Annotated in this window: 16 protein-coding genes; 5 read left to right on the forward strand and 11 right to left on the reverse strand. The window is 43.9% G+C overall.

Going from position 1 to position 24,753, the window contains the following annotated elements:
- Window positions 1-113: 113 nt before the first annotated feature.
- The 6 genes from Q0081_RS23570 to Q0081_RS23595 all read right to left on the reverse strand — a co-directional run bounded on the left by Q0081_RS23570 (window position 114) and on the right by Q0081_RS23595 (window position 14,681).
- Window positions 114-4,676 carry a hypothetical protein gene (locus tag Q0081_RS23570; RefSeq protein WP_298359533.1) on the reverse strand — a complete coding sequence of 1,521 codons (4,563 nt, stop codon included), beginning with the start codon at window positions 4,674-4,676 and terminating at the stop codon, window positions 114-116.
- Window positions 4,677-4,722: 46 nt separating this feature from the next.
- The gene (locus tag Q0081_RS23575) at window positions 4,723-8,184 is read right to left on the reverse strand and encodes a hypothetical protein (RefSeq protein ID WP_298359536.1); all 3,462 of its coding nucleotides are present in this window, start codon (window positions 8,182-8,184) and stop codon (window positions 4,723-4,725) included.
- Window positions 8,185-8,282: 98 nt separating this feature from the next.
- A complete protein-coding gene (locus tag Q0081_RS23580; protein ID WP_298359539.1) occupies window positions 8,283-8,639 on the reverse strand; it encodes a hypothetical protein in 357 nt (118 codons plus the stop codon).
- Between the two features lie 21 nt (window positions 8,640-8,660).
- Entirely contained in the window at window positions 8,661-12,197 is a 3,537-nt protein-coding gene (locus tag Q0081_RS23585) for a hypothetical protein (RefSeq protein WP_298359542.1), read from the reverse strand.
- On the reverse strand, window positions 12,194-12,853 hold the full coding sequence (locus tag Q0081_RS23590) for a hypothetical protein (RefSeq protein WP_298359545.1): 660 nt from the start codon (window positions 12,851-12,853) through the stop codon (window positions 12,194-12,196). The genes Q0081_RS23585 and Q0081_RS23590 overlap by 4 nt, the downstream gene beginning before the upstream one ends.
- 148 nt (window positions 12,854-13,001) lie before the next feature.
- Complete coding sequence (locus Q0081_RS23595; RefSeq protein ID WP_298359548.1) at window positions 13,002-14,681, reverse strand: AMP-binding protein; 1,680 nt, start codon at window positions 14,679-14,681, stop codon at window positions 13,002-13,004.
- Window positions 14,682-14,782: 101 nt separating this feature from the next.
- Here Q0081_RS23595 and Q0081_RS23600 point away from each other — a divergent pair, with 101 nt between their 5' ends.
- Window positions 14,783-15,745 (forward strand): alpha/beta fold hydrolase, encoded by a 963-nt coding sequence (locus tag Q0081_RS23600; RefSeq protein WP_298359551.1) that lies wholly within the window; start codon window positions 14,783-14,785, stop codon window positions 15,743-15,745.
- Between the two features lie 4 nt (window positions 15,746-15,749).
- Here Q0081_RS23600 and Q0081_RS23605 read toward each other — a convergent pair whose 3' ends face one another.
- Window positions 15,750-16,721 carry a zinc-dependent alcohol dehydrogenase family protein gene (locus tag Q0081_RS23605; RefSeq protein ID WP_298359553.1) on the reverse strand — a complete coding sequence of 324 codons (972 nt, stop codon included), beginning with the start codon at window positions 16,719-16,721 and terminating at the stop codon, window positions 15,750-15,752.
- 121 nt (window positions 16,722-16,842) lie between these two features.
- On the opposite strand from Q0081_RS23605, the gene Q0081_RS23610 reads away from it, so the two are divergent.
- Window positions 16,843-17,568, forward strand: coding sequence for a 1-acyl-sn-glycerol-3-phosphate acyltransferase (locus Q0081_RS23610; protein ID WP_298359556.1), 726 nt, complete (start codon window positions 16,843-16,845; stop codon window positions 17,566-17,568).
- 28 nt (window positions 17,569-17,596) lie between these two features.
- Here Q0081_RS23610 and Q0081_RS23615 read toward each other — a convergent pair whose 3' ends face one another.
- The 3 genes from Q0081_RS23615 to hisA form a co-directional block, all read right to left on the reverse strand.
- Entirely contained in the window at window positions 17,597-17,836 is a 240-nt protein-coding gene (locus Q0081_RS23615) for a hypothetical protein (protein WP_298359559.1), read from the reverse strand.
- Window positions 17,811-18,410 (reverse strand): RNA polymerase sigma factor, encoded by a 600-nt coding sequence (locus tag Q0081_RS23620; protein WP_298359562.1) that lies wholly within the window; start codon window positions 18,408-18,410, stop codon window positions 17,811-17,813. The genes Q0081_RS23615 and Q0081_RS23620 overlap by 26 nt, the downstream gene beginning before the upstream one ends.
- A gap of 312 nt (window positions 18,411-18,722) precedes the next feature.
- Window positions 18,723-19,448, reverse strand: a complete 726-nt coding sequence (gene hisA / locus Q0081_RS23625) for a 1-(5-phosphoribosyl)-5-[(5-phosphoribosylamino)methylideneamino]imidazole-4-carboxamide isomerase (RefSeq protein WP_298359565.1) — start codon at window positions 19,446-19,448, stop codon at window positions 18,723-18,725.
- 212 nt (window positions 19,449-19,660) lie between these two features.
- On the opposite strand from hisA, the gene Q0081_RS23630 reads away from it, so the two are divergent.
- The 3 genes from Q0081_RS23630 to Q0081_RS23640 are packed head-to-tail and all read left to right on the forward strand — an operon-like array spanning window position 19,661 to window position 24,471.
- Window positions 19,661-22,066 carry an endonuclease MutS2 gene (locus Q0081_RS23630; RefSeq protein WP_298359568.1) on the forward strand — a complete coding sequence of 802 codons (2,406 nt, stop codon included), beginning with the start codon at window positions 19,661-19,663 and terminating at the stop codon, window positions 22,064-22,066.
- 23 nt (window positions 22,067-22,089) lie between these two features.
- Window positions 22,090-22,914, forward strand: coding sequence for a glutamate racemase (murI, locus tag Q0081_RS23635; protein ID WP_298359571.1), 825 nt, complete (start codon window positions 22,090-22,092; stop codon window positions 22,912-22,914).
- 18 nt (window positions 22,915-22,932) lie between these two features.
- On the forward strand, window positions 22,933-24,471 hold the full coding sequence (locus Q0081_RS23640; protein WP_298359574.1) for a hypothetical protein: 1,539 nt from the start codon (window positions 22,933-22,935) through the stop codon (window positions 24,469-24,471).
- Here Q0081_RS23640 and Q0081_RS23645 read toward each other — a convergent pair.
- A partial coding sequence (locus tag Q0081_RS23645; RefSeq protein ID WP_298359578.1) for a hypothetical protein occupies window positions 24,472-24,753 on the reverse strand: 282 nt, incomplete at its 5' end.

Consider the following 24,753-nt stretch of genomic DNA (forward strand, 5'->3'; position numbering starts at 1 on the left):
CTTAAAGCGAGAGCCGACTGAAATGAGTTTGGCTCGTAAGCGAAAGAAAGCCGCTCGCGACGATGCTTACCTTAAAACCCTGTTAAACCAACTTAACACTTGATGCAATCACCCTATTTGCCATTTTTTAATTCCAACAACGTAATTTTTGCATCGGGTAATACTTCTATACCGTTGCAGGTGCCGCGCGTAACTACAAGCTGAAAGCTTGGCAGTTCATTGACAAAAGCATACGAAGGTACCCGAACAGTTCCTTTACAATTAGTAGTGGTATCCCGAGCTTCGGCATAATAAACACCACCTTGATTTGGTTTGAAGAAAATAGAGCCTTTTTTGAGCAAATTGCCGCCTGTAGGTGCATCATACCAGTCTACAGTAACGCCCGAATCTACAAATCCTTTCACGGTCCGCAGGGTATCGCCTTCGCAAACAGCCTGACTTTCGGGTACCACAAACGGCGGACGCGGACACTCACAAATGCGCGGCTCGAATGCGACGACAGAATCGGTAAAGCAGCCTGATATGTCAAAGACTCTGAATGTGTAAAACTCCGTAGCGGCAGGATTCGCCAAATTTTTCAAAACAATTCCATCGGAAGGAATTGCAGCAGCATTATCGTACGTTTTGTTTCCGGCGTAGGTTTTGCCTTTGTTGTAATCGAAACGCGTGCCATTTTTTAATTCCAACAACGTAATTTTCGCATCGGGTAACACTTCCGTACCGTTGCAGGTGCCACGTGTGACGACCAAGTCAAAAGATGGGTTTTTACAACTGCAATTTGTTGGAGCAATGGTAACAATTTGATCAGTAAAGCAATGAGGTGCGCCGAAAATTCGTACCGTGTAGGTTTGACCTACTGCAGAATTGCTGATGTTTTTAGCTAAAATACTGTCCGTTGGCACTTCCAAAGCCGAGTCAAATGTCTTATTGCCCGTGTAGCTATTTCCAATGGTTACGTCGTATTTGGTTCCGTTCCTGAGGTTTTTAACCTGAATCTTGCCATCATTTTGGGGTGTATTTTGCAAACAGGAAGGCGCTTCTACGCTTAAAGTAAACGTGGGTAAATCGTTGACAAAAGCGTATGACGGTACACGAATAGTTCCTTTGCAGTTGGTTGTTGTGTCACGAGCTTCGGCATAATAAACGCCTGCCTGACAGGGTTTGAAAAAAATGTTGCCTTTCTTGAGCAGATTCCCACCCGTTGGCGCGTCATACCAATCCACAGTAATGCCCGAATCCACAAACGCTTTGACGGTGCGTAGGGTATCGCCGCTGCATACAGCCTGACTTTCGGGTACGACAAACGGCGGGCGAGGGCATTCACAAATGCGCGGCTCAAAAGCAATGGTCGAATCTGTGAAACAGCCTGTTGAATCAAACACCCGAACCGTATAAAACTCTGTTGTGGCAGGATTGGCTAAGTTGGCCAGAATAATTCCGTTGGTTGGAATCTTGGTAGCGTTGTTATAGGTTTTGCCACCGGTATAAATCCTGTTTTTGGTGTAATCGTACCGTTTGCCGTTTTTAATGGCTACCAACGTTATTTTTGCATCAGCCAAAATTTCGGTTCCGTTGCAGGTGCCGCGCGTAACAACCACATCGAAAGATGGAGTTTGGCAACCACAATCTACAGGACTAATCGTGATGGTCTTATCCGTAAAGCAATGCGGCTCTCCAAAAATTCGGACGGTATAGGTTTGACTTGAAACGGGGTTAGGAACCAGATTGAATAAAACGCTGTCGGCCGGTATTTCTTTGGCCGTATCAAATGTTTTGTCACCTGTATAACCGGGACCAGCTGAGAAATCATATTTGGTGCCGTTTTTGAGGTTTTTAAGTCGAATCAGGCCATTATTTTGGGCAACAAAATCAAGGCAGGTTGACTTTTGTGACTCCAACTCAAAAGTAGGAAGCTCATTAACAAAAGCGTAAGACGGTACTCGGACAATTCCTTTACAGTTATTAGTTGTATCCCGAGCTTCAGCGTAAAACACACCGGCTTGAGTCGGTTTGAAGAAAATAGAGCCTTTTTTGAGCAAATTGCCGCCTGTTGGCGCGTCATACCAGTCTACGGTAACGCCTGAATCCACAAATCCTTTCACTGTACGCAACGTATCACCACTACAAATAGCTTGACTTTCCGGCACAACAAACGGTGGACGCGGACACTCATAGATTCTTGGTTCAAACGTTACTACTGAATCGGTAAAGCAAACCGTAGAGTCAAATACCCGAAAACTGTAAAATGCTATGGCGGCTGGATTCGCTAAATTTTTCATAACAATCCCGTTTGCAGGAATGTCAGTCGCGCTATCGTAGGTTTTATTTCCTGCGTACGTTTTGCCTAAATTATAATCGTAGCGTTTCCCGTTTTTGACTTCCAGCAAGGTGATTTTAGCATTTGCCACTACTTCGGTACCGTTGCAAGTACCTCGTGTGACTACTGCCTGAAACGATGGATGACGATTGATAAAAGCATACGATGGCACTCTCTTCAGGCCTTTACAGCCCGATACTGTATCGCGAGCCTCGGCATAATAAATGCCTGCCTGTGTCGGTTTGAAGAAAACAGAGCCTTTTTTGAGCAGATTTCCCTGTTCGTCGTACCAATCTACCGTAATACCCGGCTCCACAAATCCGCGAATGGTTCGCAGCGTGTCGCCGTCACAAACGCTTTGGCTTTCGGGAACCACAAAAGGAGGAGTAGGACAGATACAATCACGGTGAAGCAGGGTAGCTACGCGATCAGTAAAACATCCTGTAGAATCAAAAATCCGTACCGTATAATCACGACTAATGACCGGGTTGGATAGCGTATCAGTCAGCAATCCATTGGCAGGAATGAATTTTGCCGAGACATAGGTTTTATTACCCGTATAAGTGCTGCCAACTGAAAAGTCGTATTTTTTGCCGTTGATAATGTCAGTAATTTGTAGCTTTCCATCTTTACGAGCTACTAAACCGTTGCAAGAGGTACCCACGGTGGCAGCAGTAAAGGATGGGATTGGGTTGATAATAACCTCAGAAACGGCTCGTGTTATGCTCAAACAGCCCGACGCTTCCACGCGTGCTTGCACGTATAATTTCCCCGCCGAAGAAGGCTTGAAAGTAAGCGTTCCTGATGCCAATAGATTTCCTCCCGTAGGTGAATCGTACCATTCGGCTGTTGCACCTGTGCTTACGACTGCATGAAGTGTTTGCAGGGTGTCGCCGCTGCAAATGGTCTGACTCTCAGGATTTACGGTAGGGGTAAGGCTCGGACATTGGCAATTGGGCGAATTGATTTCAAATGTAGTGTCGCAGTTGTTTTTTGTGAAAGTAAATACTGCTTTTGTTCCTATTGTGATTCCGCTTACTGTAAAAATAGTACCGGTTTGAACTACTGTTCCCTGCAATGCACTTACGTTGCCGTTGGATTTACCATAAACAGTATAAAATTTCAACGAAGAAGTGCAAATAGCCGAATCAATGCTGAAAGTAGGTTTTGGTTTCACCTGAACGTTGACAGTATCCGAATTTTTGCAGCCGTTCAGCGTGACCAAAACCGAATAATTACCCCCTGCACTTAATTGTAAACTGTTAACCGTAATCCCGATAGCTATCGGGAGTGAACTATTGCTGATGATGTTTCCATTCGGGTTTTTCCACACATAAGTTGCATTATTCACGTTAGTTGTGGATAACTCCAGCGTTTCGCCCTCGCAAACGGGGCTGTTGGAAACGGCATTGACAGTAGGCAAGGATTTGACAGCAACCCGAATCGTATCGGTAAGTGTACAGCCGTTCAGAGTGGCGGTCAGTTCATAAAGCCCTGCCATGCCAAGTGCAGCTTTGGGACGAATGGCAACCGAATCTATTGCCACAAATTGTTGCGGCCCTGACCAGACAAACGCAGTTCCTGCGGGTGCTCCTTTTGCAAAAAAGCGTAAGGTATCGCCTTCACAAACGGGTGAATTGCTGCTTAACGTAAAGAGGGGGCGCTTTTTAACAGCTACCTCAACCGTATCATAATTGACGCAATTGTTGAGGGTAACTTTAAGAATGTACTTACCCGAATTGCTTAACTGAGAATGGTTGACGGTAAACTGCTGACTGTTACCAACGATATTTCCACCTATTTTACGCCATTCGTAACTTGCTCCTATACCGGCATTTTCGGCCGTAAAGTGCAGTGTATCATCTTCGCAAACCGGTGTATTGGATAAAATTTGGGCTACCGGCAACGGATTTACTTTAAACGTCAGGGTATCGGTTTTTACACATCCATTCAATGTAACGGTTACTTGATACAAACCGCTTAAAGCCGGACGTGCGGACGCAATGAAAGGGTTTTGTTGAAAACTCACAAAATCATTGGCTCCCGACCATTCAAAAGTGGCTCTTGCGGGTGGATTGTTCGTGAATAATTTAATGGTATCCCCAAAACAAAGAGGGCTGTTGCTGCCAATTGTAAACGTAGGTAAAGGCTTTACTAAAACAGCAATGGTATCGATAGCGGAGCAACCGCTTTTGGTAACCGTTAAAACATACTTGCCAGAGTCAGTGGTTAAAGAGTGCGGTTTAGTAAACTTGGCCTGATTGCCAATCTGAATCCCTGCGGGGTTTTTCCAACCATAACATAAGTTGCTCCAATGCCCGCATCCGCCGCTGTGAGGGTAAGGGTATCGTTGGCACAAACAGGGGAATTAGCCAAGGCTTGTGCCAAAGGTAGTGGCTTAACAATCACATTAGCCGTATCTGTTTGGCTGCATCCGTCAACCGTAATTTTGACTTTATACGTGCCTGCATTAGAGGATGCGGAATACTGAATGATGCATTGGTAGAAACTACCTGATTGGTTGGGTTTTTCCATTCGTAGGTTGCATTGGCAACTGCATTTGCACTCAATGTAAAAGGACTGTTTTCGCAAACAATGACCCCCGCAGCATTAACCACAGGGAGTGGTTTTATCAAAACAGTCGTTGTGTCTTTTGAAACACAGCCGTTCAAGGTAACCGTCACGATGTAATCCCCTGACATACTCGGCTGAGCATTGGTTCGAAGCGGACTTCTTTGCAGTGAATTAAAGCCATTTGGACCCGTCCATTGATAGGTCGCACCCGCATTGGCTGTTGTCTCCAACTGCAAATCTTCTCCTTGGCAAAGTGCGCTGTTGGATGTTGCATTGACAACGGGTAAAGGCTTGATGGTGAGTTTTACGGCAATACGGGTATTGCTCACGCAGGTACGTACCGTAATGTCGGTACGACGAGTTTCGGCATAAAATATATAAGTGTCTGCTGATGTTTCCGTTGGGGTAAATTGCAGAGTGGTAGTGGCTATTTTAGTGCCGCCGCTTGGTGCATCGTACCAATCAACGGTTTCGTTGGGGCCAACGGTTACGTTCAGGGTTGGAATTGGAGCATTCTCGCAAATTTCTTTATCTCCGCTATTTTTGGGAGCATCTAAATCCGGACATAGGCAATTCGGCTTGGTCACTATGATTTTTTGCTCACAACCCGCTAAATTGGTTACTGTAACAGTTACTGTTGGAGTCCCTGCTGGATTAATTGCGATGATTTCGTAGCGGCCATTGCCAAAATTAACAGCTGTGCCCTCTGATGCTGAAACGCTTACCGCCGAGGTTTCGGTAGTTAGCCAAATCACGAAATTTGATAAATCCTGTCCGCAGACGGTCGAATCAATGACAAGACGGGGAAGCGGAATAGTAGTGAGGGTAACAGCCGTACGTGAGTTGCTCACACAATCGTGAACAAGGTTACGTGTTTGAGCATAATAAGTTCCGGCAGCCAGAGGGGTGAAATTTGTACTTCCGTTCAGGATCGGGGTTCCTCCTGAAGCCGTCTCGTACCAATCTACCGTTTCATTTGCTCCTACGCTTGTCGTCAAAGTAGGAAGCGGTTGGCCTGCACAGACTTGTTTGTTTCCGCTGCTCACAGGTGCAGTAACTTGGGGACAAGAGCAATTGGGGGCCAGTATGTTTTGAGTTACGGAACATCCTTTATCCGAAGTAACGGTGATAATCAGCGGATTGACAGTCGGTAGAATGTTTGAAATACTGTAAGAAGTAGTGGTTAATCTTGTGAGAATCCCGTCAGAGGCGGTTACTTCGCCCCCTTCCGCTGTTAAACTGACCGAGTAAGATTTTAAATTAGGGGCACAGGAAGCACCGACAATCGTAAGTTTGGGTTTGGGATAGACGATAACCAAAGCCGTGTCTTCGCTGCTGCACAAGCCGAGAGTAACTTTGAGTTTGTAAATTCCAGCATTACTTAGGGTTGCATTTTGAATCACAAAGGATGGACTTGTACCGACAATCGTTCCTGCGGCATTTCGCCGTTCATATTGAGCTCCGGTGCCTGCATTTGCGGCTGTCAGAGTAACCGTCCCACTTTCGCAAACAGGTTGTGAAGCCGAGGCTACAGCTATTGGTTTAGGGTTTACCGTCACCTGTATCCGCGAGGTGTCACGACAACCATTCAAACTCGCGATTACTTCATAAATACCCGTAGCGTCGGGCGTGCTGTTTTCAATTTTGGGATTTTGGTCCGGTGATGTAAAACCATTAGGACCCGACCATTCATATCGGGTGGCACCGGGGCTTGTTTCAGAATAAAATTGAATGGTCCCTCCTGCACACAACTGAGTTATCTTATTGATTGTTACTTTGGGGACAGGTTTTACCAATACTTCGATGGTATCGCTGTTTGAACAATTGTTTTTGGTAACAGTCAAAAAATAATTGCCATTGTTGCTCAATGAAGCATTAGGGATGGTGAATGAGGCATTGGTACTTACAATCGTTCCTGCCGCATTTCGCCATTGATAGTTTGCTCCTATTCCTGCGTCTTTAGCGGTAAAATTAAGCGGTCTGTCTTCACAAACAGGACTGTTGCTGAGTGCTTCAGCGACGGGATTTTCATAAATAACTACGTCTACATCATCGGTGCTGCTGCATCCGTTTTGCGTGACGGTCAGCAAATATTTTCCACTGTGAATAGGCTGCGCATTGGCAATAATAGGATTTTGATCATTGGTTCGAGAAAAACCGTTGGGCCCAGACCACGTAAAAATGGCTCCCGTCCCTGCATTTGCCGCATTCAACGTAAGTGTTTGGCCTGCACATTTGGGGCTGTTGGAAGATGTTTGTGCGATAGGAAGAGTTTTCACCACTACCTCGGTCGAAGCGATTTGGGAACAGCCGTTTCCATCGGTTACTTTTACTGAATAAATACCTGAATTGGTAACTGCCGTATTAGTAATACTAAAAGTCGAATTATTAGAAACAACCGCGTTGGAAGGGCTTTCCCATTCGTAACTTGTTCCGCCCGTTGCTGATAGTGTGATTTTATCCCCTACGCAAACAGGACCGGTATTGGAGGCTGTAGGTTGAGGTTTAGGATGGACAGTAATCAATTTTGAGACCGTTGTTTGACATCCCTTAGTACTCGTTACCGTTACGGAATAGTTGGTTGAAGCGGTAGGACTAACCGTAATTGCCGACGAAGTAGCCCCTGAACTCCAACTGTAAGTGCCGCCGCCCGTTGCCGTCAGCGTAACAGCTTCTCCTTCGCAGAGGACTCCGTCATTGGTAGCCAATCCTGAGTTTTCTGCGGTGGTAATGGCAACAATTGGATTCGGGTTAACCGTAAGAATTGTTGTATTATTGGTAGTAATCGGTTGAAAACAAGCTCCGGTAATCGCTCGCTGCACACTGTCTATTTTGAGTGTAGCTCCGTTTTGAGCATTGGCGAGTGATGTAGTTAAGAATGTGCCATTTCCCTGACTATCCGTAGTGACAGAAGTTGTTAAATTAGCGACCGCTCCAATGGAATACTTAACGTTGAACGTTGTATTGGGTCGAAGACCGGAAAATGAAACAGTGCTTTTTTGACCCTCGCAGACTTCGTTGGCCGACATACAGCCAAATACCATCGGCGTTTGGTCATTGCCCACCAAAATCTCTATTTTGTTTGTTTCAGCAGAAGAAGGCTGTGTGCCTGAGAGAACGATTGTCCCCGTGAGTTTAAAACCTAATCCAAAATCTGCGTTGCGAACTGTCCAATTGTTGAATCCTGCCCCGCTGAAATTGCCGAGATTATCCCCATTTAATATCACATTGTTGAAAGCTACGGCTCCCGTCGGTTCGTTTTGACTGCCCACCATGAGCTGCATGACATTCATAGCACAGCTGTTTTGTCCTGAACGATAGGTGTTTATGGCTGAAACAACGTTTGGATACGTTAGCGTAAATGTACCTGCGCTGTTGATGACCGTAGCTTTCAGCTGGTCAGTAGCGGGATCATATTCGTAGGTAACATCATTGTTGCCTGTCTTCCAGGTAACGTCAGCTTGAGAACGGCGTGGGGGGGGATCCCTAAGTCGGGAATGCCCAAGTAAAGTTCTTTTTCTGCCGGACGATTAAAAGCCCGATATCTGACCCCCAGCAATGAAGTGAATCCTACCGGTGCACCTGCCGAAACCGTAGCGGAAGGCAAAGCGGCATTGATACCGATGCTGTAATTAACAAGGGGCGATTGGCATCCATTTGCATCTGTCACTTGATAAGTAAGCGTAGCTGTCCCTGTTCCCGTGGGAGTAATGGTGGCGGTACCGTTGTTATTATTCGTTAAAGTCAATAAACCGGTTCCCGAACTTACCTACCAATTGTGCGTATAAGGAGAGGTGCCATTGCCAGAGTTTCCATTCAGGGTTATCGTATTGTCTTTACAAAGATTGGTTGGCCCGGTAATACTTGCGATAGGGGTAGGGTTAACTTGTAATGCCATAGTAGAAGTGTCCGAACAGCCGTCTAAGGAAACAATTACTGTATAAGTGCCATTGTTAGAGGTGGTTGCACTACTAATAATGGGTTTTTGCTCTGAACTTGTAAAACCATTCGGGCCTGACCAAGTATACAAAGCGCTAGGAATAGCAGGCGTAGCTGAGAGATTTACAGACTTGCCCACGCAAACCGTTGAAGGAGACGCTGTAGCCGAAATTTCGGGTTTTGTTTTAATAGAAACAACAACATTACCCGTCATAGTAGCAGTGCAAACAGGTACAGTGCTTGAAGACACACCAACAGTATAGGTGCCTACACCGCTTTGATTTCCAAAATTTAGAGCGGCTCCTGTTCCTGCAATCGTGCTGCCTACCTTCTGGCCATTACGTTTGAGTTGATAAATAAAGCCTGTTTCCGAGCCGCTCAAACCGACAGGTACACCGTTACTGCCTGTGCAATACGCTCCGCCACCCGTGAGATTAAAAGGAGTAGGTTGTGGATTGACCGTCACCGTCACGCTTTTTTGGGTAGAGCAACCCTCCTTTAAATCGGTGACTTTTACATTGTAAGTCGTTGTTGTGTTTGGCGAGACGGTTCTTGAGGGATTGGTACTCGCATTTTCCCATTCGTATTTTAAATTTCCCGTTCCGCCCGTTGCTGTCGCATTAATTGCCACTTGCTGACCTGCACAAATAGGATTGGGATTGGTTGTAATGTCAATAGTAATCGGCTTTACAGACCGTAAATCGGCGGCCCGTTTGAGCGTACACCCGCGACTGTCGCTGATGGTAACTTCTACTAATAAGTACTCGGTAGTTGTAAAAGAACGAGGATTGCCCGTTTGTCCGTCTTGCCAAGTGTAGGTATAGCCTGTACCACTGCCACCCGAGGTAACAACGGTGTATTGCATGCTTTCACCGATACAAACCGTATCGTCCAGCGATTGAAGTTCAGCCGTAATGGGAGGCAATTCGTTGACTGCAACACTGCCGGTCATCATCACAGCACAGGCTGGGAGGGTATTGGTAGTTGCTTTGACTTGGTAGGTTCCGCCGAAGTAGTTTCCTAAAGCTAAGGCACTTCCAGTTCCCATTTTCCCCTGCCCGATATTGAGGTTGTTTTTAATCAGCTCGTACAAAATCCCCGTTTGAGAACCGCTCAATGTCAGGGGAATACCATTAATGCCTGCACAAATGGTAACGTCATTGGGTGCAGTGAGGTTAAACGTTTGCGGTTTAGTAATCACATTTACACGAACCGTATCGCTGTCTATACAACCGTTGGCATCAATGACGGAAACAATGTAATCTGTTGTACCAGAAGGAGTTGTTGTTTTTAAAGCACCGCTTCCAAGGCTGTTATTCCAAGTATAGGAATAAGGCGAAGAACCACCTGACGTACTTGCATTGAGGGTAACGATTATACCCTCGCAGACGGTTTGGTCAGTACCTGCGTTGACGTTGGGAAGGGAATTTACTTTAACAAGTGTTGTGGCTGTATTTTGACAGCCGGCTGCCGTATAAACTCGTAAGGTATAGGTGCCTGCGTTTAATACCTGTGCGTTGTTGATGGTAAACTGCTGCGTATTGGCAACTATTCCGTCGTTGGGCCCTGTCCATTCGTAACTTACGCCTACTCCTGCATTTGCTGCCGAGAGAGTGATGTTCATTCCCGCACAAACGGGAGATGTATTGGAGGGAGAAGCAACTAATTGTGCCGCTTGAGAAACACTGATGTTAGCCGTAATGGTTGAACAGCCGTTTGCATCAGTAGCACGAATTCGATACGTACCAACCGTTAAATTTGAAAATAAGTTGGATGTTTGGTTGGCTCCAAAACCGGTACAGTTACTTCCGCTGCAAAGCGCATATTGTAACGTTCCGGTACCTCCACTTGCCGAAGCAGTAATTTTTCCGTCGTTTCCACCAAAACAGGTTGTGTTTGTAGGAGTTGCAGAAACGCTGATAGCGGTAGGTTGTGTAACTGTGTAATTTGTTGAAAGTTTACAACCATCTGCGTCCGTGACTGTGACAGTATAGGTATCTGCGCTTAAATTACTAACGTCTTCCGAAGTGGCAATGATTGTGCCTTTGCTGTTTTTCCACTCGTAACTTTTAATGGAAGTAATACTTTGAGCCGTAATATCTATTTTTCCATCTGCTGCGCCGTTACACGTAACGTGGGCCACATTGCCCGTAATGCTGATTTGAATCGGTTCAATAACGACGGCCTTAGCAGTTGTGGTACAGCCATTTGCATCTTTGACGGTTACGGTATAAGTTCCTGCCGGGCGTCCCACAATGCTGTTTCCGCCCGTTGTGCCGTCTGACCAAGAATACGAATAGGGAGATTTTCCACCGTTTACGTTGACTGTAATTGCTCCATCGGTACCATCAAAACAACTTACGTTTTTAACCGTAACATCCGCCGTCATTGGGTTCGGCTGATTGAGGTTTATTGTTTTGGAAGCAGTGCAGCCCTTGGCATCTTTTATGGTAACAGTATAAGTGCCTGCCGCTACTGCGAATGTATTGCCATTTTGGTACGCATTATTATCCAAACGATATTGAAAAGGGCCTGTTCCACTGGCGGTTACGGTAATACTTCCATTGGATTGCCCATAGCACAGGGCGTCTGTTTTGGTAAGAGCGGTAAACGTAGGGAGTTGGTTTACAGTCACTTTGATGTCATCAGTTGCTCTACAACCTTTGGTATCAGTGACAGTTACGTTGTAAGTGGTGGTAGAACTTGGCGAAACAGTTTGGCTTGCATTATTATTCAGGCCATTATCCCAAGAATAGGTATAACCGGGTGTTCCACCGCTTGCGGCAGCATTTAAAGTTGCTGAATTTCCAACACAAAGGATTTGGTCAGTCCCCAAACTTACACCGGGTTTGGGATGAATAATGACCGAAAAAGTTTGCGGTTGACTTGTACAGCCGTTGGCAGAACCTATTACGGTAAAAGTGCCCGTAATGGGTGAATTACCGGCATTGGCAGCCGTAAAGACGGGTACCTGTCCGCTGACGCTGTTTTGATTAAGTCCAATGGCCGTATTGTTAAGCTGCCAACTAAAAGTAGAAGCAGGAACCGATGAAAAATCAGTAAGGTCTATGCTTGTTCCGGCACAGTATTCTAACGGAACAGCAGAAGTGGTGGGTAAGGTTAATTTAGGGATGGCATATACCGTCAACGCGACAGGATTGGACGCAATTCTGCAATAGCCAATTCCGATATTACCTTGTTCTGCGGCCAAAAGTCGATATTTAGTTCCGGCAGGGGCTGACGAAACAGAAGTATTTAGTGAGGTTGCTCCTGAAATATCCGCCCAAGTTACCCCATTGTCACTGCTTTGCTGCCACTGAAATTGCGGATTGATATAACCGGCAGAAATGGAACCGCTTAAATTCACTGAGCCGCCTTCACAAATACTGGGTTAGCATTAACAGAAATGGTAGGGCCACAAGGACGAAAGGTAATATCATCCAAAGCAAGGTCATTGCCACAACCGCCCGGTGCATTGTTAATGATTTTTAAAATTACCTGCGTTTGACTGGCAGGAGTAGTAAAGACAAAGCCGTACTGCTTCCATGTTAAAGTATTGGATTCTGCAATATTTCCCGTACTGTATGAACCCAATAATGTCCCGCTGAGGGATGCAATTCTAAAGGTTAAATTTGGGTCAATTCCGGCACTGCTACAAGCGGTGGAAGTTAAAATATTGGCCATCCAGGCAGCAAACTCATACGTAGTACTGCCGCAAAGGCCGCTAACTGTTTGTCGGTAGAATTCTCCAACGGTATAAGAAGCATTGTAAATAGCCATTCGGACATTTACATCTCCTGGAGTATGGTCTTCAGTTAAGGTAAACCAAGAGTTACCAAAGCAGCCGGAGGTCGAATTGGTGACTGAGTAATTTCCATCATTGGGGCAAACACTTGAAACATTATTATAGGTGGTACTTGCACCAGAGGCCGCCGTAGGCAGACTGGTAAAGCCACTTCCCGTACCAAAAGCCACATTGACAACAGGGTCGCCAAGACTGCCGGTACAAGTTTGCGCGAACACACCCCCGACTGTCAACAATACAATTGTAATCAGTTGGAGAAAGCGCGCAATAAGTAAAATGTTGACTTTATGGTACATTCACACGGCATTGGCATAATCTGCGAAAAGGAAAGCCAAAACCGTGCCATTTAGTAGAGTAATAGAAGGATTACTCCCAAATTACCCTGTCTTTGTCTTCGTACCAAGGTTCCATCTTTGATTCGTAGTTTTTTTCAATGACGTTTCTTTTTGTTTTCATGGTAGGAGTAAGCATATTATTGTCCACCGTCCAGGTATCTTTCAATACTACAATCTTGTGAATACGCTCATACGATTTAAGGCGTGGATTTAAGTCAACAAGGGTAGAAGTAAGACTTTGGGTGATGTTTTCACGTTCCACGCCTCTTGCCATATCAGACAAAACCACCAACGCAATCGGTTGTGGTAAGCTTTGTCCAACCACGCATATTTGCTCAATCATTTTATTGTCGGCAAAACCAAATTCAATTTGGGAGGGAGCCACGTATTCTCCCTTAGAAGTTTTGTACATTTCTTTGACCCGGCCCGTAATCTTAAGATACCCTTCGTCGTCAATTTCGCCCACATCGCCTGTGTGAATCCAGCCTTCTGCATCTATGGTTTCGGCAGTTAATGCGGGTTCTTTATAATAACCAAGCATATTCCACGGGGAGCAGGTCAGAATTTCACCTGTACCTTCCGCAATTTTAACCTCAGCTCCGGGATATACTTTCCCGACACTTCCGTCTTTGATTCCATCTTTCGGCATCATACAAACTGCTCCCAAATTTTCAGTCATGCCGTAGGCTTCCTGAATGATAATCCCTAATCGCCTGAACCAGCGAATCAACGAAACGGGCATGGGAGCGGCAGCCGTTAAAATGAGTTGCGCATCGTCCAACCCAAGACCTTTACGTATTTTTTTCTTTACAATAGTGCTCAAAACAGGGATTTTTAAGAGCATATCCAGTTTTTTCTGCGACATTTTTGTTAAAATGCCTAACTGAAATTTAGTCCATATCCGTGGTACAGCAAAAAAATGGGTAGGGCTGGCAGTTGCTAAGTTTTTAGCGAAAGTATCAAGCGATTCAGCAAAGTAAACAGTCCCGCCGGTCCCTAAACTTGTAGCTTCTATGATATTTCTTTCTGCAATGTGGCATAGAGGAAGAAATGAAAAAAAGCGATGTTCAGGCAAATCATATTTTAATATTGTTTTCGTCTTTTCTATAACAGCAACTATGCTTTCGTAAGTAACCATTACCCCTTTCGGGTTTCCTGTTGTGCCGGAAGTATAAACAATCGAGAACAAATCACTCAGTTGAGGCGAAGGTGTCCCCTGCAAAGGTTCATTTTGTGCAAGAATGTCGTTCCACTGAATATGCTCTTTGTCAGGATTATAGATTGGAAATGAGATGCATTTTACTTGGGAAGGAATTCCTTTTTTCATTCCTTGCCAATCATCTAATTTTCCCACAAATAAAACCAAACAACCGCTGTGCGTAAGTACTTGATTGATTTGCTCAGCGGTAAGGGTTGCATAAAAAGGAACGGATACGTGACCTGATACCATAATGGCCAGATCGGCAATAATCCATTCCGCACAGTTTTTTGAAACCAATCCGATATTGCTTTTGGGAGGTAAGCCCAAGGAGTTGAGATAAGTAGCGATTCGCCTGACTTGGTCACCTACTTCGCCCCAGGTAAAGTCTTTAAGTTCCTCCCCAAAGGGTTGGCGTAAAAAGACTTTATCGGGTTGGACTTTTTCCCAATGATATAAATAATCAACAAACGTTTTCAGAACTGCTTGAGAAGAAGGGGTTGGCGTTTTCATAAGAGTAAGCGTCGGGTTTTTAGAAAATTCAACAAAAATATAATTTTATTGCTAAAATATTGTTTTATGTCAATACTTTAAAGGAATAAATGAATAAAGAAATGCTTCGAAAGTTATTAAAAAGGATTGTCTATCTATTTTTGGGTATAGTCGTCTTATTAGCGGCAGGTTTTATAATGGGCTATCAAAGTGATATTCTGCTCGATACATTAAAAGCTAAATACGCTCCGAGCCCTTCCAAATTTATTGAAATTGAAGGCCTGCAAGTTCATTATCGTGATGAAGGCACGGTCGAAAAAGACGCTATCCCATTGGTTTTGATTCATGGAACAGGTGCTTCTCTACATACGTGGGACAAATGGGCGGATATATTAAAAAACGATTTTCGACTTATTCGGCTGGATTTGCCGGCGTATGGTCTTACGGGCCCCAATGCCGCCAATGAGTATCCAATGGACTATTATGTTTCGTTTTTAAATCGTTTTTTGCAAAAACTGGGCGTACAAAAATGCTATATCGCAGGCAATTCCTTAGGAGGAGCTTTAGCTTGGCAGTACACTTTAAAATATCCTCAAAGTGTTAACAGGTTGATTTTGATAGATGCAGCAGGCTATCCGATGAAATCTAAAAGCGCTCCCATCGCGTTTAGAATAGCTCGAATGCCTGTGTTGAAAAATGCGCTAAAATACATTACTCCTCGGTTTATGGCCGAGAGCAGCGTTAAAAATGTATATGTTAATGATTCAAAAGTAACGACCGAATTGATAAATCGCTATTGGGAACTGACCTTACGAGAGGGAAATAGAACGGCATTTGTAGCACGCCTTAATCAGAACACAACCATGGATGACCACTGGAAAAATATGCATAACATTACTGTTCCTGTGTTGATTGAATGGGGACAATATGATGAACTCATTCCTGTTGAGATTGCACAACAGTTCCATCAGGATTTACCCAACGATACACTGATCGTGTACTCCAAGGCAGGGCATGTACCTATGGAAGAAATACCCGAGCAAACGGCACAGGATGCTCGGGTATTTCTGAAGAAGAAAGAATAAATAGTTAGGGTTTTAACAAAACTTTACCCCAACGCCCGTGAGCCTCGGCGTGGATAACCGCATTTTTGATATCTTCTAAAGAATAAATAGCTTCAATTGGCATTTGTACCTGTCCCGTTGAGAGTAATGTTAATACTTCTTCCGAAACGTGTTGACGGGTGGCGGCATTGGTTCTTTTCATCCAGTCGGTAAGCCAAAAACCCTTGAGAGTCAACTCACGAAAAACCATCAAACCGAAATTTACAGTAGGGTCTTGAAGACTCATTAAGCCATAAATAAGCATAATACCGCCACGACCCAAGCATTTTACCGCGTCAGCGGCTGTTTGTCCGCCGACACATTCCAAGACAGCCTTTACACCTTCGTATTTGGTGATATGTTGTACGCGTTTAGGGAGGTTTTCTTCTTCTGTATTAATAACTTCGGTTAAGCCAAGTGCTTGAAGCTCATCGTTCAAATCATTTCGACGTACTGTTCCGATGGTTTTAATACCGCGCATTTTACAGATTTGAATCACCATTTTACCCAATGCGGAAGCACACGCCGTAACCATCAGCCATTCACCTTCTTTGACTCCCGATTCTTCGACCATGGCAACTGCCGTAAAAGGGTTAACAAATAACTGCGCGGCAACGTCATCGGTCATCGCATCAGGCACTGGAATCAGCGTTCGGTGATTGGTGATAACATATTCACTCCATGAACCGATAGCCGTAAAACTGACTCGCGTACCTACTGCTATTTTAGCGTTGGCCCCCGCTTCTTCTATGATGCCTACGCCCTCAAATCCTGCACCTGAAGGTAACTGAGGGCGAATACCGTACAGGTTTTGTACAAACATAACATCCGAAGGGTTAATGGGGCTGGCTAATACTCGAATAAGTACTTCGTCCGGTCCGGGAGAGTGTTTGGTCACTTCTTCGACAGTCAGAATATCCGATGGTTTACCAAATTGGTGAAAAATAACTCGTTTCATGGAAGGGTTGATTATAGTTAGTTTGTCAAAATCATTTTGTTGTTTTACAGTTCAATATTCGGCAAATACTTTTGTATTTCCACGCACTGAAAGCCGTGGTTAATAAATTGGACAAATTTTAATGAGACTTATTTATACAATCTGGTGCATTTTCTGGCTACTTCTAATTTTTCTGTTGCTGTTTCCATTGGTTTATATTTGTTTACAACGTGAACAATGGAAACCCTACGCGCATTGGTTAAACCGACTTTGGGGTAAATTGTTTTTCGCTGTTGCAGGTATTAAAATAGAAATAGAACAGCGTTATTCTCTTGATCCTAAGCAGGTTTATGTTTTTTGTGCCAATCACTTTTCGTACTTGGATATTGCTGTGATGGGGGTAGTTTTAGATAACTATTTTGCCTTTGTAGGCAAACATGATGTGAAAAATATCCCCCTGTTTGGTTATATGTTCCGAAAACTACATATTCAAGTCAATCGGGAGAGCAGCCAAAGCCGGGTTGGTTCGCTCAGTAAAGCCATAAAAACATTAGCGCAGGGAAGGAGCATTGTAATTTATCCCGAAGGAGGCATCAGAACAAAAAAGCCACCTCAAATGCACGCGTTTATGGACGGAGCATTTAAGATGGCAATTCAGCAGCAGGTACCGATTGTGCCGGTAACATTGCTGAACAACTACAAAATTTTACCGGACGAAGGAAAGTTGCGTTTATACCGAAACCCTCTAAGGGCAGTTGTTCATGAGCCTTTATCAACCCTTGGGTTAACACAAGCCGACACAACTACACTCAAAGAAAAGTGCTTTCAAATCATAAACGAAACTTTGCGCGAATATCACAAGTCATAAAAAAAGCAATCAATCGGTTAATGCGTAATTACGCGACCGATTGATTGCTCCTATGATTTTGTGAATACGCCAGAATGTTTGAGACAACGCCATTGGAAGGCGTACGCTCTATTTTATTCATTAGACTTTTCATCTCAAGCGCGTCGAGATAAAATCCCAATAGCTCTTGATCTCCAATTAAGGCATCTTCAATGAGCATGTTTTCATCATCGGTGGTTTCTTCATAAACGTACCGAATCACATCATCTGGGGTAAACAGTTGTATCATATATAGGAACGCGGTTGCTGAGTTGCTTTCGCAAATTGATCAGCGCGTAACGCATTCTCCCCAGAGCCGTGTTGATACTCACTCCTGTGGCATCGGCAATTTCCTGAAAACTCATGTCTTCGTAGTGCCGCATAATGAGCACCTGACGCTGAGGTTCGGGTAACCGTTGAATCAGTTCGCGTAAGTGTTCGTGCGTTTCCTGACGAATCTGGAGCGACTCAATAGAGTCTTCCGAAAAGTCTAACGTATTAAACACATTGCTTCCGTCTTCAAACACTACTTCCGGGTAACGTTTATCACGCCGAAAATGGTCAATAGCCAAATTGTGAGCAATTCTCAATATCCACGGCAAAAACTTGCCCTCATCGTTATACTTACCTGACTTGATGGTATCAACGGCTTTTACAAAGCTATCCTGCATCAAATCTTCGGCCACGTACTGATCTTTAACAATCAAATAAATAGTGGTGTAAATCTTAGACTTGTGACGCTGAACAAGTTTTTCGAAGGCTTTTTCGCTGCCTTGGATGTACAATGAAACAAGCTCACTGTCGCTAACTTGGTACTTTTCCATTTTAGTATGTACAATTAGTTAACGTAAAGCTGTGTTTCGATAGTATACCCTCCAGTTGATTTTAATGAAGAAAATTAATTTGCGTCTGTTTCTTGTCCCAAAGATAAAACATAAAAAAAATATTGTGCAAATATTTGCCATATTTTTTTTAAAGTGTAAAGAAAACACCAAATATAATTCCGAATATTTTCTTTATTGCCGAATTATTGTCTGTATTACACTAATTCAAGAAAAATTTGGACGACCATGTTAATTTTCAGGATTTAAATAAAAAAATGAGCAAAATTTCTGAGTAAAAATAATATCAATAGGTTACTGCACCGACCATTTCATCAAATCAGTGAGCGTTACTCTGCCTTCATAAATTGCTTTTCCAACAATCACGCCAAATAGATTCATTTCGGCTAATTTTTCAATATCGCCCAAATTACTTACGCCGCCGCTGGCAATAATATGTAACTCCGGACATTGGTCCTGCAAATTCTTGTATAAATCAAAGGAAGGGCCTTGTAATAATCCATCTTTGGCAACGTCGGTACTGATTACGTATTGAGCTCCTTTGTCCACCCATTTTTGGACAAAATCATAGACCCATAATTCAGTCCCTTCTTCCCAGCCACTGACTGCTACGCGTTCGTTGCGAGCGTCTGCACCTAAGATAATTTTGTCACCACCGTAATTGGCAAGCCAATTCTCAAATAAATCAGGGTTTTTAACCGCAATGCTTCCGCCCGTTACCTGTTTAGCACCTGATTCAAATACGACGCGTAAATCATCATCGGACTGTACACCTCCGCCAAAATCAACGTGAAGCTGGGTTTGATTGGTAATTCTTTCCAACACTTTCCAATTGATTACTTTCTTGGCTTTAGCCCCGTCTAAATCTACCAAATGCAGACGGGTGAGGCCAACGTCTTCAAATTGTTTGGCTACTTCGAGCGGATTTTCGTTATAAACTGTTTTTTGCCGATAATCGCCTTGGGTGAGGCGTACACATTTGCCTTCGATGAGGTCTATTGCGGGGATGATATGGAACATGGAGTTAGTTAATAGTCCACCGTGAAAAGACAATAGTGGATTTTGTGGGTGAGTTTTGGCCGTAAAATTAAGTAGTACGAATGGGTTTAACAATTCTTCTTTACATACTGACTACCTTTACGGGAACTTTTCAAATTCAAAAAATCATTAGCCGTTAGTCTGTATTCGTTCCTATTATATTACAGACTATGAATTGCTGACCGCAGAATAAAATGTTATACCCGCAAGATATAGAACAAAAATTAGGTTTTGACCGAATTCGTGAACAATTAAGGGAATTGTGCCTTAGTTTATTGGGCCAAGCGTTTGTGCAGAAGATTCGCTTTTCGGAAAACTTTGCCGTGATTGATAAACTTACCCGCCAAACTGCCGAAATGAAGGCGATTTTGGAAGAAACTGCCGGGGAGTTTCCTGCTCAAAATTATTTGGATGTTACTTCGGCCCTCGAAAAAATACGAATTGAGGGAATGTTGCTCTCGTTGGATGAATTCTTCGATTTGAAACTGTCACTGCGCACCATTCGACAAATCTTAAAATTTTTAGATGATCAGGAAGAAGGGCGGTTTCCGTTCCTGCGTGAATTGGCGGGTAATATAAAGGTAGAAAAATCGGTAAGTGATGCCATTGACCGTATCATTGATGACCGTGGGCAAATCCGAGATAATGCTTCTCCTGAATTGGCCGATATTCGCCGTCGATTGGTATCTGAGGCGGCAGGCGTACGCAAGAAACTGGATTCTATCCTCAAACATGCCAAAAACAGCGGTTGGGTAAGCGAAGATGTTTCGTTTACGGTTCGGAACGGGCGCATGGTGATTCCGATTTCTGCCGAACATAAACGCAAACTCAAAGGATTTGTACACGACGAATCGGCTACGGGGCAGACGCTTTTTATGGAACCGGCCGATGTACTGGATGCTAATAATGAGATTCGGGAATTGGAGTACGCTGAACGTCGCGAAATCAACCGAATACTGATACAATTGGCCAATCAAATTCGTCCTTATTTAGCTGATTTGCAAAGAGCTTATCAGTTTTTGGGAATGGTGGACTTTATTCGTGCCAAGGCAAAATTGGCCTCACTTCTGGGGGCAGTCAATCCTAAATTTATTAATCAGCCTCTGATAGATTGGAGAATTGCCCGACATCCCATTCTGTATCTGTCTTTTCAAAAACAAGGTAGGAAAGTAGTTCCGCTCTGTATTGAACTTCAACAGAATCAGCGGATTTTGGTCGTTTCGGGTCCTAATGCCGGTGGGAAATCGGTTGCTTTAAAAACAATCGGATTGGTACAATATATGTATCAGTGCGGTTTGTTGGTGCCGATGCGGGAAGATTCGACGGTGGGGCTTTTTCAAAATCTATTTATTGATATAGGTGATGAACAGAGTCTTGATAATGACCTCAGTACGTACAGCAGTCACCTAACCAACATGAAGTACTTTCTGAATTTTTCTCAGAAAAAAACCCTGTTTTTGATTGACGAGTTTGGAACTGGGACAGAGCCAAGCTTGGGGGCCGCGATTGCAGAGGCAATTTTGGAAGATCTCACCAAATCGGGGGCGTATGGAGTGATTAATACGCACTATACAAACCTTAAAACCTACGCGGATAAAACTCAAGGGCTTATTAATGGCGCGATGCGTTATGACGGGGAACATTTAGAGCCGCTTTATGAACTTGAAATCGGGAAACCCGGAAGCTCGTTTGCCTTTGAGATTGCGTCAAAAATTGGGTTGCCAAAGGCTGTAGTGGAGCGGGCCAAGGGGAAATTGGGCACGCAACAGGTGAATTTTGAGAAATTGCTAAAAGAGTTGGATATTGAGAAAAAGGTTTTTTCGGAAAAGAACCTGGAGATTGGGATTAAAGAGCGCAAACTGGCTCAGCAACTGGCCGAAACGACGGCTCTGCAACAGCGATTGGATAATGACCAAAAGAAAATCCTGAACGAAGCCAAGCAGAAAGCCAAACAACTGCTGGCCGATACCAATCAACGAATTGAAAGCACGATTCGGGAAATCAAAGAAAAGAAAGCCGAACGGGAACCTACGAAGCAAATACGGCAGGAATTGGAGCAGTTTGAACAAAAAGAACTGAAAATTCAGCCTTTGCAGGAACCCGAGCGCGAAGAGTTTTTGCCTGAAGTGGGGGAAATTACCATAGGAAGTTTTGTGAGAATCAAAGGCCAACCGACAATAGGGGAGGTGTTGGCACTGAAAGGAAAAGATGCCGAAATCAGGATTGGCGATTTGAAATCGAATATAAAACTGAATAGGCTCGAAAAAGTATCTAAAAAAGCGTTCAAAGAAGCGACGGGAGAAAAGAATGTGACACCGAGATTAGGCGGAATTGACATCAATGAAAAGATGATGAATTTCAGCTTTAATTTAGATATTCGGGGGAAACGTGGGGAAGAAGCCATGATTGATTTGGACGATTTTATGAATAATGCCATCATGCTTGGTTATGATGAGCTCCGGGTTATTCACGGGAAAGGAGATGGGATTTTGCGCCAATTGGTTAGAAATCACCTTAAGTCGTTTAAGCAAGTAGGAAAAATGCAGGACGAAAACCCGGACCGTGGGGGTGCTGGTGTAACCATAGTGAAGATGAAGTAGCAATGTTAATCTTTATCGCATAGATGTCAGGACCGATTGGCGTATTTGATTCGGGGTATGGAGGGCTTACAATTCTGCGAGAATTGGTAAAGGAACTGCCTCAATACGATTACCTTTATTTGGGCGATAATGCCCGCGCCCCTTACGGAACGCGCTCGTTTGATACAGTTTATCATTACACGCTGGAGTGCGTAAAGCATTTGTTTTCTAAAGGGTGTCATTTAGTGATTTTGGCCTGTAACACAGCTTCTGCCAAGGCATTACGAAATATTCAGCAGTTGGATTTGCCTCATATTGCTCCCGAAAGGCGTGTTTTGGGCGTAATTCGACCGACGACGGAAGTAGTCGGAACATTTACGAAATCTCAACACATTGGCATTTTTGCCACGGTAGGAACGGTAGCTTCCGAATCCTATTTGGTAGAGATTGAAAAGTTTTTTCCAAACGTAAACGTCTATCAGGAGGCTTGCCCTATGTGGGTCCCACTGATAGAAAATGGAGAATTTGACAGTGACGGTGCGGATTATTTTGTCAAAAAACACATAGAACACCTATTGGAACAGTCGCCGAAAATTGATGCAATTTTGTTGGGCTGTACGCATTATCCGCTGTTAATCAAGAAAATAAGGCAATTTCTGCCTACGCATATTCGAATTATTAATCAGGCAGAAATTGTAGCTCATAGCCTATCGGATTATTTGCAACGCCACCCTGAAATAGAAGCTCAATGCAGTAAAAACGGCCAACGTACCTTCTATACTACCGATTCAACCGAAGCGTTTGACCGCCAATCGAAGGTATTTTTTGGGGAAGAAGTAAGGAGTTTACATCAGGATTTGGGGAAATGAAGAGGGACTTTCATAATTATGAAATTTAAACTATTATGTTTTGTTGGATTTTTACTGATGCGTGTTTCCGCACCTGCTCAGAATAATTATGTACGCGAGATGTACCAAAAGCTATCCTTGACCTTTGGCGAGGCAAGAAATCCGCCGGAATTGATAATAGTACAGGGAAAGAGCGATTTGATTGCGGGATATTTTACCTCGCCAAGTCCTACCATCAAATTAGATCAAGAGATTATTGACATTTGTCGCAGTTTTGGCAAGGATTCTACCAATGCCTTGGCCGTAATTTTGAGCCATGAGTTAGCGCACTTCTATCGGCGGCATGATTGGTGCGGGGAATTTGCCTTTGCAGTGCGGGGTACAGCACTCAGTCAAAACCTCAAAAATGCTTCTAATACCAACCGTTCGGCTTTTGAGTCGCAAGCGGATGTGGACGGGCTGTTTAATGCCTGTTTGAGTGGTTATCGCCCTTTTGGTGCGTACCCAAAACTCCTCGCCAAAATTTATGATGTCTATAAACGACCCGATAAAATACCCAACTATCCCACCAAAAAAGAGCGAATCGAATCAGCCAAAGCTGCCGAACAGCAAGCCACAGAAGGCTACGCGGTATTTTTAACCGCCAACACATGGTTGCAATTAAGTAATTATGAGGTAGCTACGCAACATTTCGATTGGCTATTGAAAAAATTTCCGAGTCGTGAAATTTTCAATAACGCTGGCGTAGCGCAACTTTTGCAGGCACTTTCACTCAAAGCCCGTCACGAAGTGCCGTTCATTTATCCGGTAGAATTAGACAGTCGTAGTCGTTTATTTACTCCCAATACCCGTAGTGGCTTGGAAGACAACGACCGAAAAATTGAAGTACTGCTTAAAACGGCTCAACGAAATTTTGAGGAAGCCCTCCGCAAAGACCCCGATTACACCCCTGCTTGTGTGAATTTGGCTTGTGTATTTGATTTATTAGGCAATTATGAAGCGGCCATCGGAAAAATAAACGAACTCAAAAGTCAGCGATCGTTATCGTCCAATGCCCTCACGATTCGGGCGATTGCTTACTTGCACAATGAACAAATGGAAAAAGCCAACCGCGATTTTGCCGAAGCCCAACGCCTCAGTGGTTTTGGGACAACGCACAACTTTGCCTTGGCACAAAAAGGATTGGCGTTTGTTCAGAATGCCTCAGAAGTAGTAGAATGGCTCGAAAAAAATACGCCAACGCAATCTTTTGTTTCTACAAAACCACCTTTAGGGACTTTCAAAGCTATTTCGGCAACTCCAACCATCAAACTTGCCCTTAATCCTACTACTACACTGAGCGGTATCCTTACAACCGGTGAGTTGTCTTTAGAGTCTAAATCAAATGCTAAAGTACTTAAAATCAGCAAAATACTCTCTATCGAAGCATTGACCGTTGGTAGTTCCAAAGCCAATGTCAAAGAAGTGCTGGGACTCCCCATCAAAGAAAACCCGACGTATTGGCTGTACGACGGGTTGATTGTAAATTTTGACGGGGACGCAGTGAGTGAGTTGTTGCAGTATCAACTAAAAGAATAACTATCGTAGCCCCGACAAATCCAGCGTTCCTTCTACGTAGCCTTTGTAAACAATTTGCTCTAAATTTTCGAGTACCATCGTACAAATAAACATATTGCCTTGCGGCTTTTTGATAATGAATAATTGTACCGTACCCGTGCCGCGCTTTTTATCGTAGGAATTGATATAACTCCATTTGAAATGACACTTGATATACGGAAAAGCATCTTGCGTTTCTTTTCCATTCTCCCATTCCGTGTTGTAGGTACGTCCGTAGCTTTGTTCGTCGGTTGTTCCTGCTAC

Source organism: Runella sp. (assembly GCF_027484545.1).
Taxonomy (GTDB): Bacteria; Bacteroidota; Bacteroidia; order Cytophagales; family Spirosomataceae; genus Runella.

Bases quoted from the DNA above. Each gene is read 5' to 3' on its own strand.
- Q0081_RS23575 (WP_298359536.1), bottom strand. From the start codon at position 8,184: ATGAATGTCATGCAGCTCATGGTGGGCAGTCAAAACGAACCGACGGGA.
- Q0081_RS23600 (WP_298359551.1), top strand. From the start codon at position 14,783: ATGCTTCGAAAGTTATTAAAAAGGATTGTCTATCTATTTTTGGGTATA.
- Q0081_RS23595 (WP_298359548.1), bottom strand. From the start codon at position 14,681: ATGAAAACGCCAACCCCTTCTTCTCAAGCAGTTCTGAAAACGTTTGTT.
- hisA (WP_298359565.1), bottom strand. From the start codon at position 19,448: ATGTTCCATATCATCCCCGCAATAGACCTCATCGAAGGCAAATGTGTA.
- Q0081_RS23610 (WP_298359556.1), top strand. From the start codon at position 16,843: ATGAGACTTATTTATACAATCTGGTGCATTTTCTGGCTACTTCTAATT.
- murI (WP_298359571.1), top strand. From the start codon at position 22,090: ATGTCAGGACCGATTGGCGTATTTGATTCGGGGTATGGAGGGCTTACA.
- Q0081_RS23640 (WP_298359574.1), top strand. From the start codon at position 22,933: ATGAAATTTAAACTATTATGTTTTGTTGGATTTTTACTGATGCGTGTT.
- Q0081_RS23615 (WP_298359559.1), bottom strand. From the start codon at position 17,836: ATGATACAACTGTTTACCCCAGATGATGTGATTCGGTACGTTTATGAA.
- Q0081_RS23605 (WP_298359553.1), bottom strand. From the start codon at position 16,721: ATGAAACGAGTTATTTTTCACCAATTTGGTAAACCATCGGATATTCTG.
- Q0081_RS23630 (WP_298359568.1), top strand. From the start codon at position 19,661: ATGTTATACCCGCAAGATATAGAACAAAAATTAGGTTTTGACCGAATT.
- Q0081_RS23620 (WP_298359562.1), bottom strand. From the start codon at position 18,410: ATGGAAAAGTACCAAGTTAGCGACAGTGAGCTTGTTTCATTGTACATC.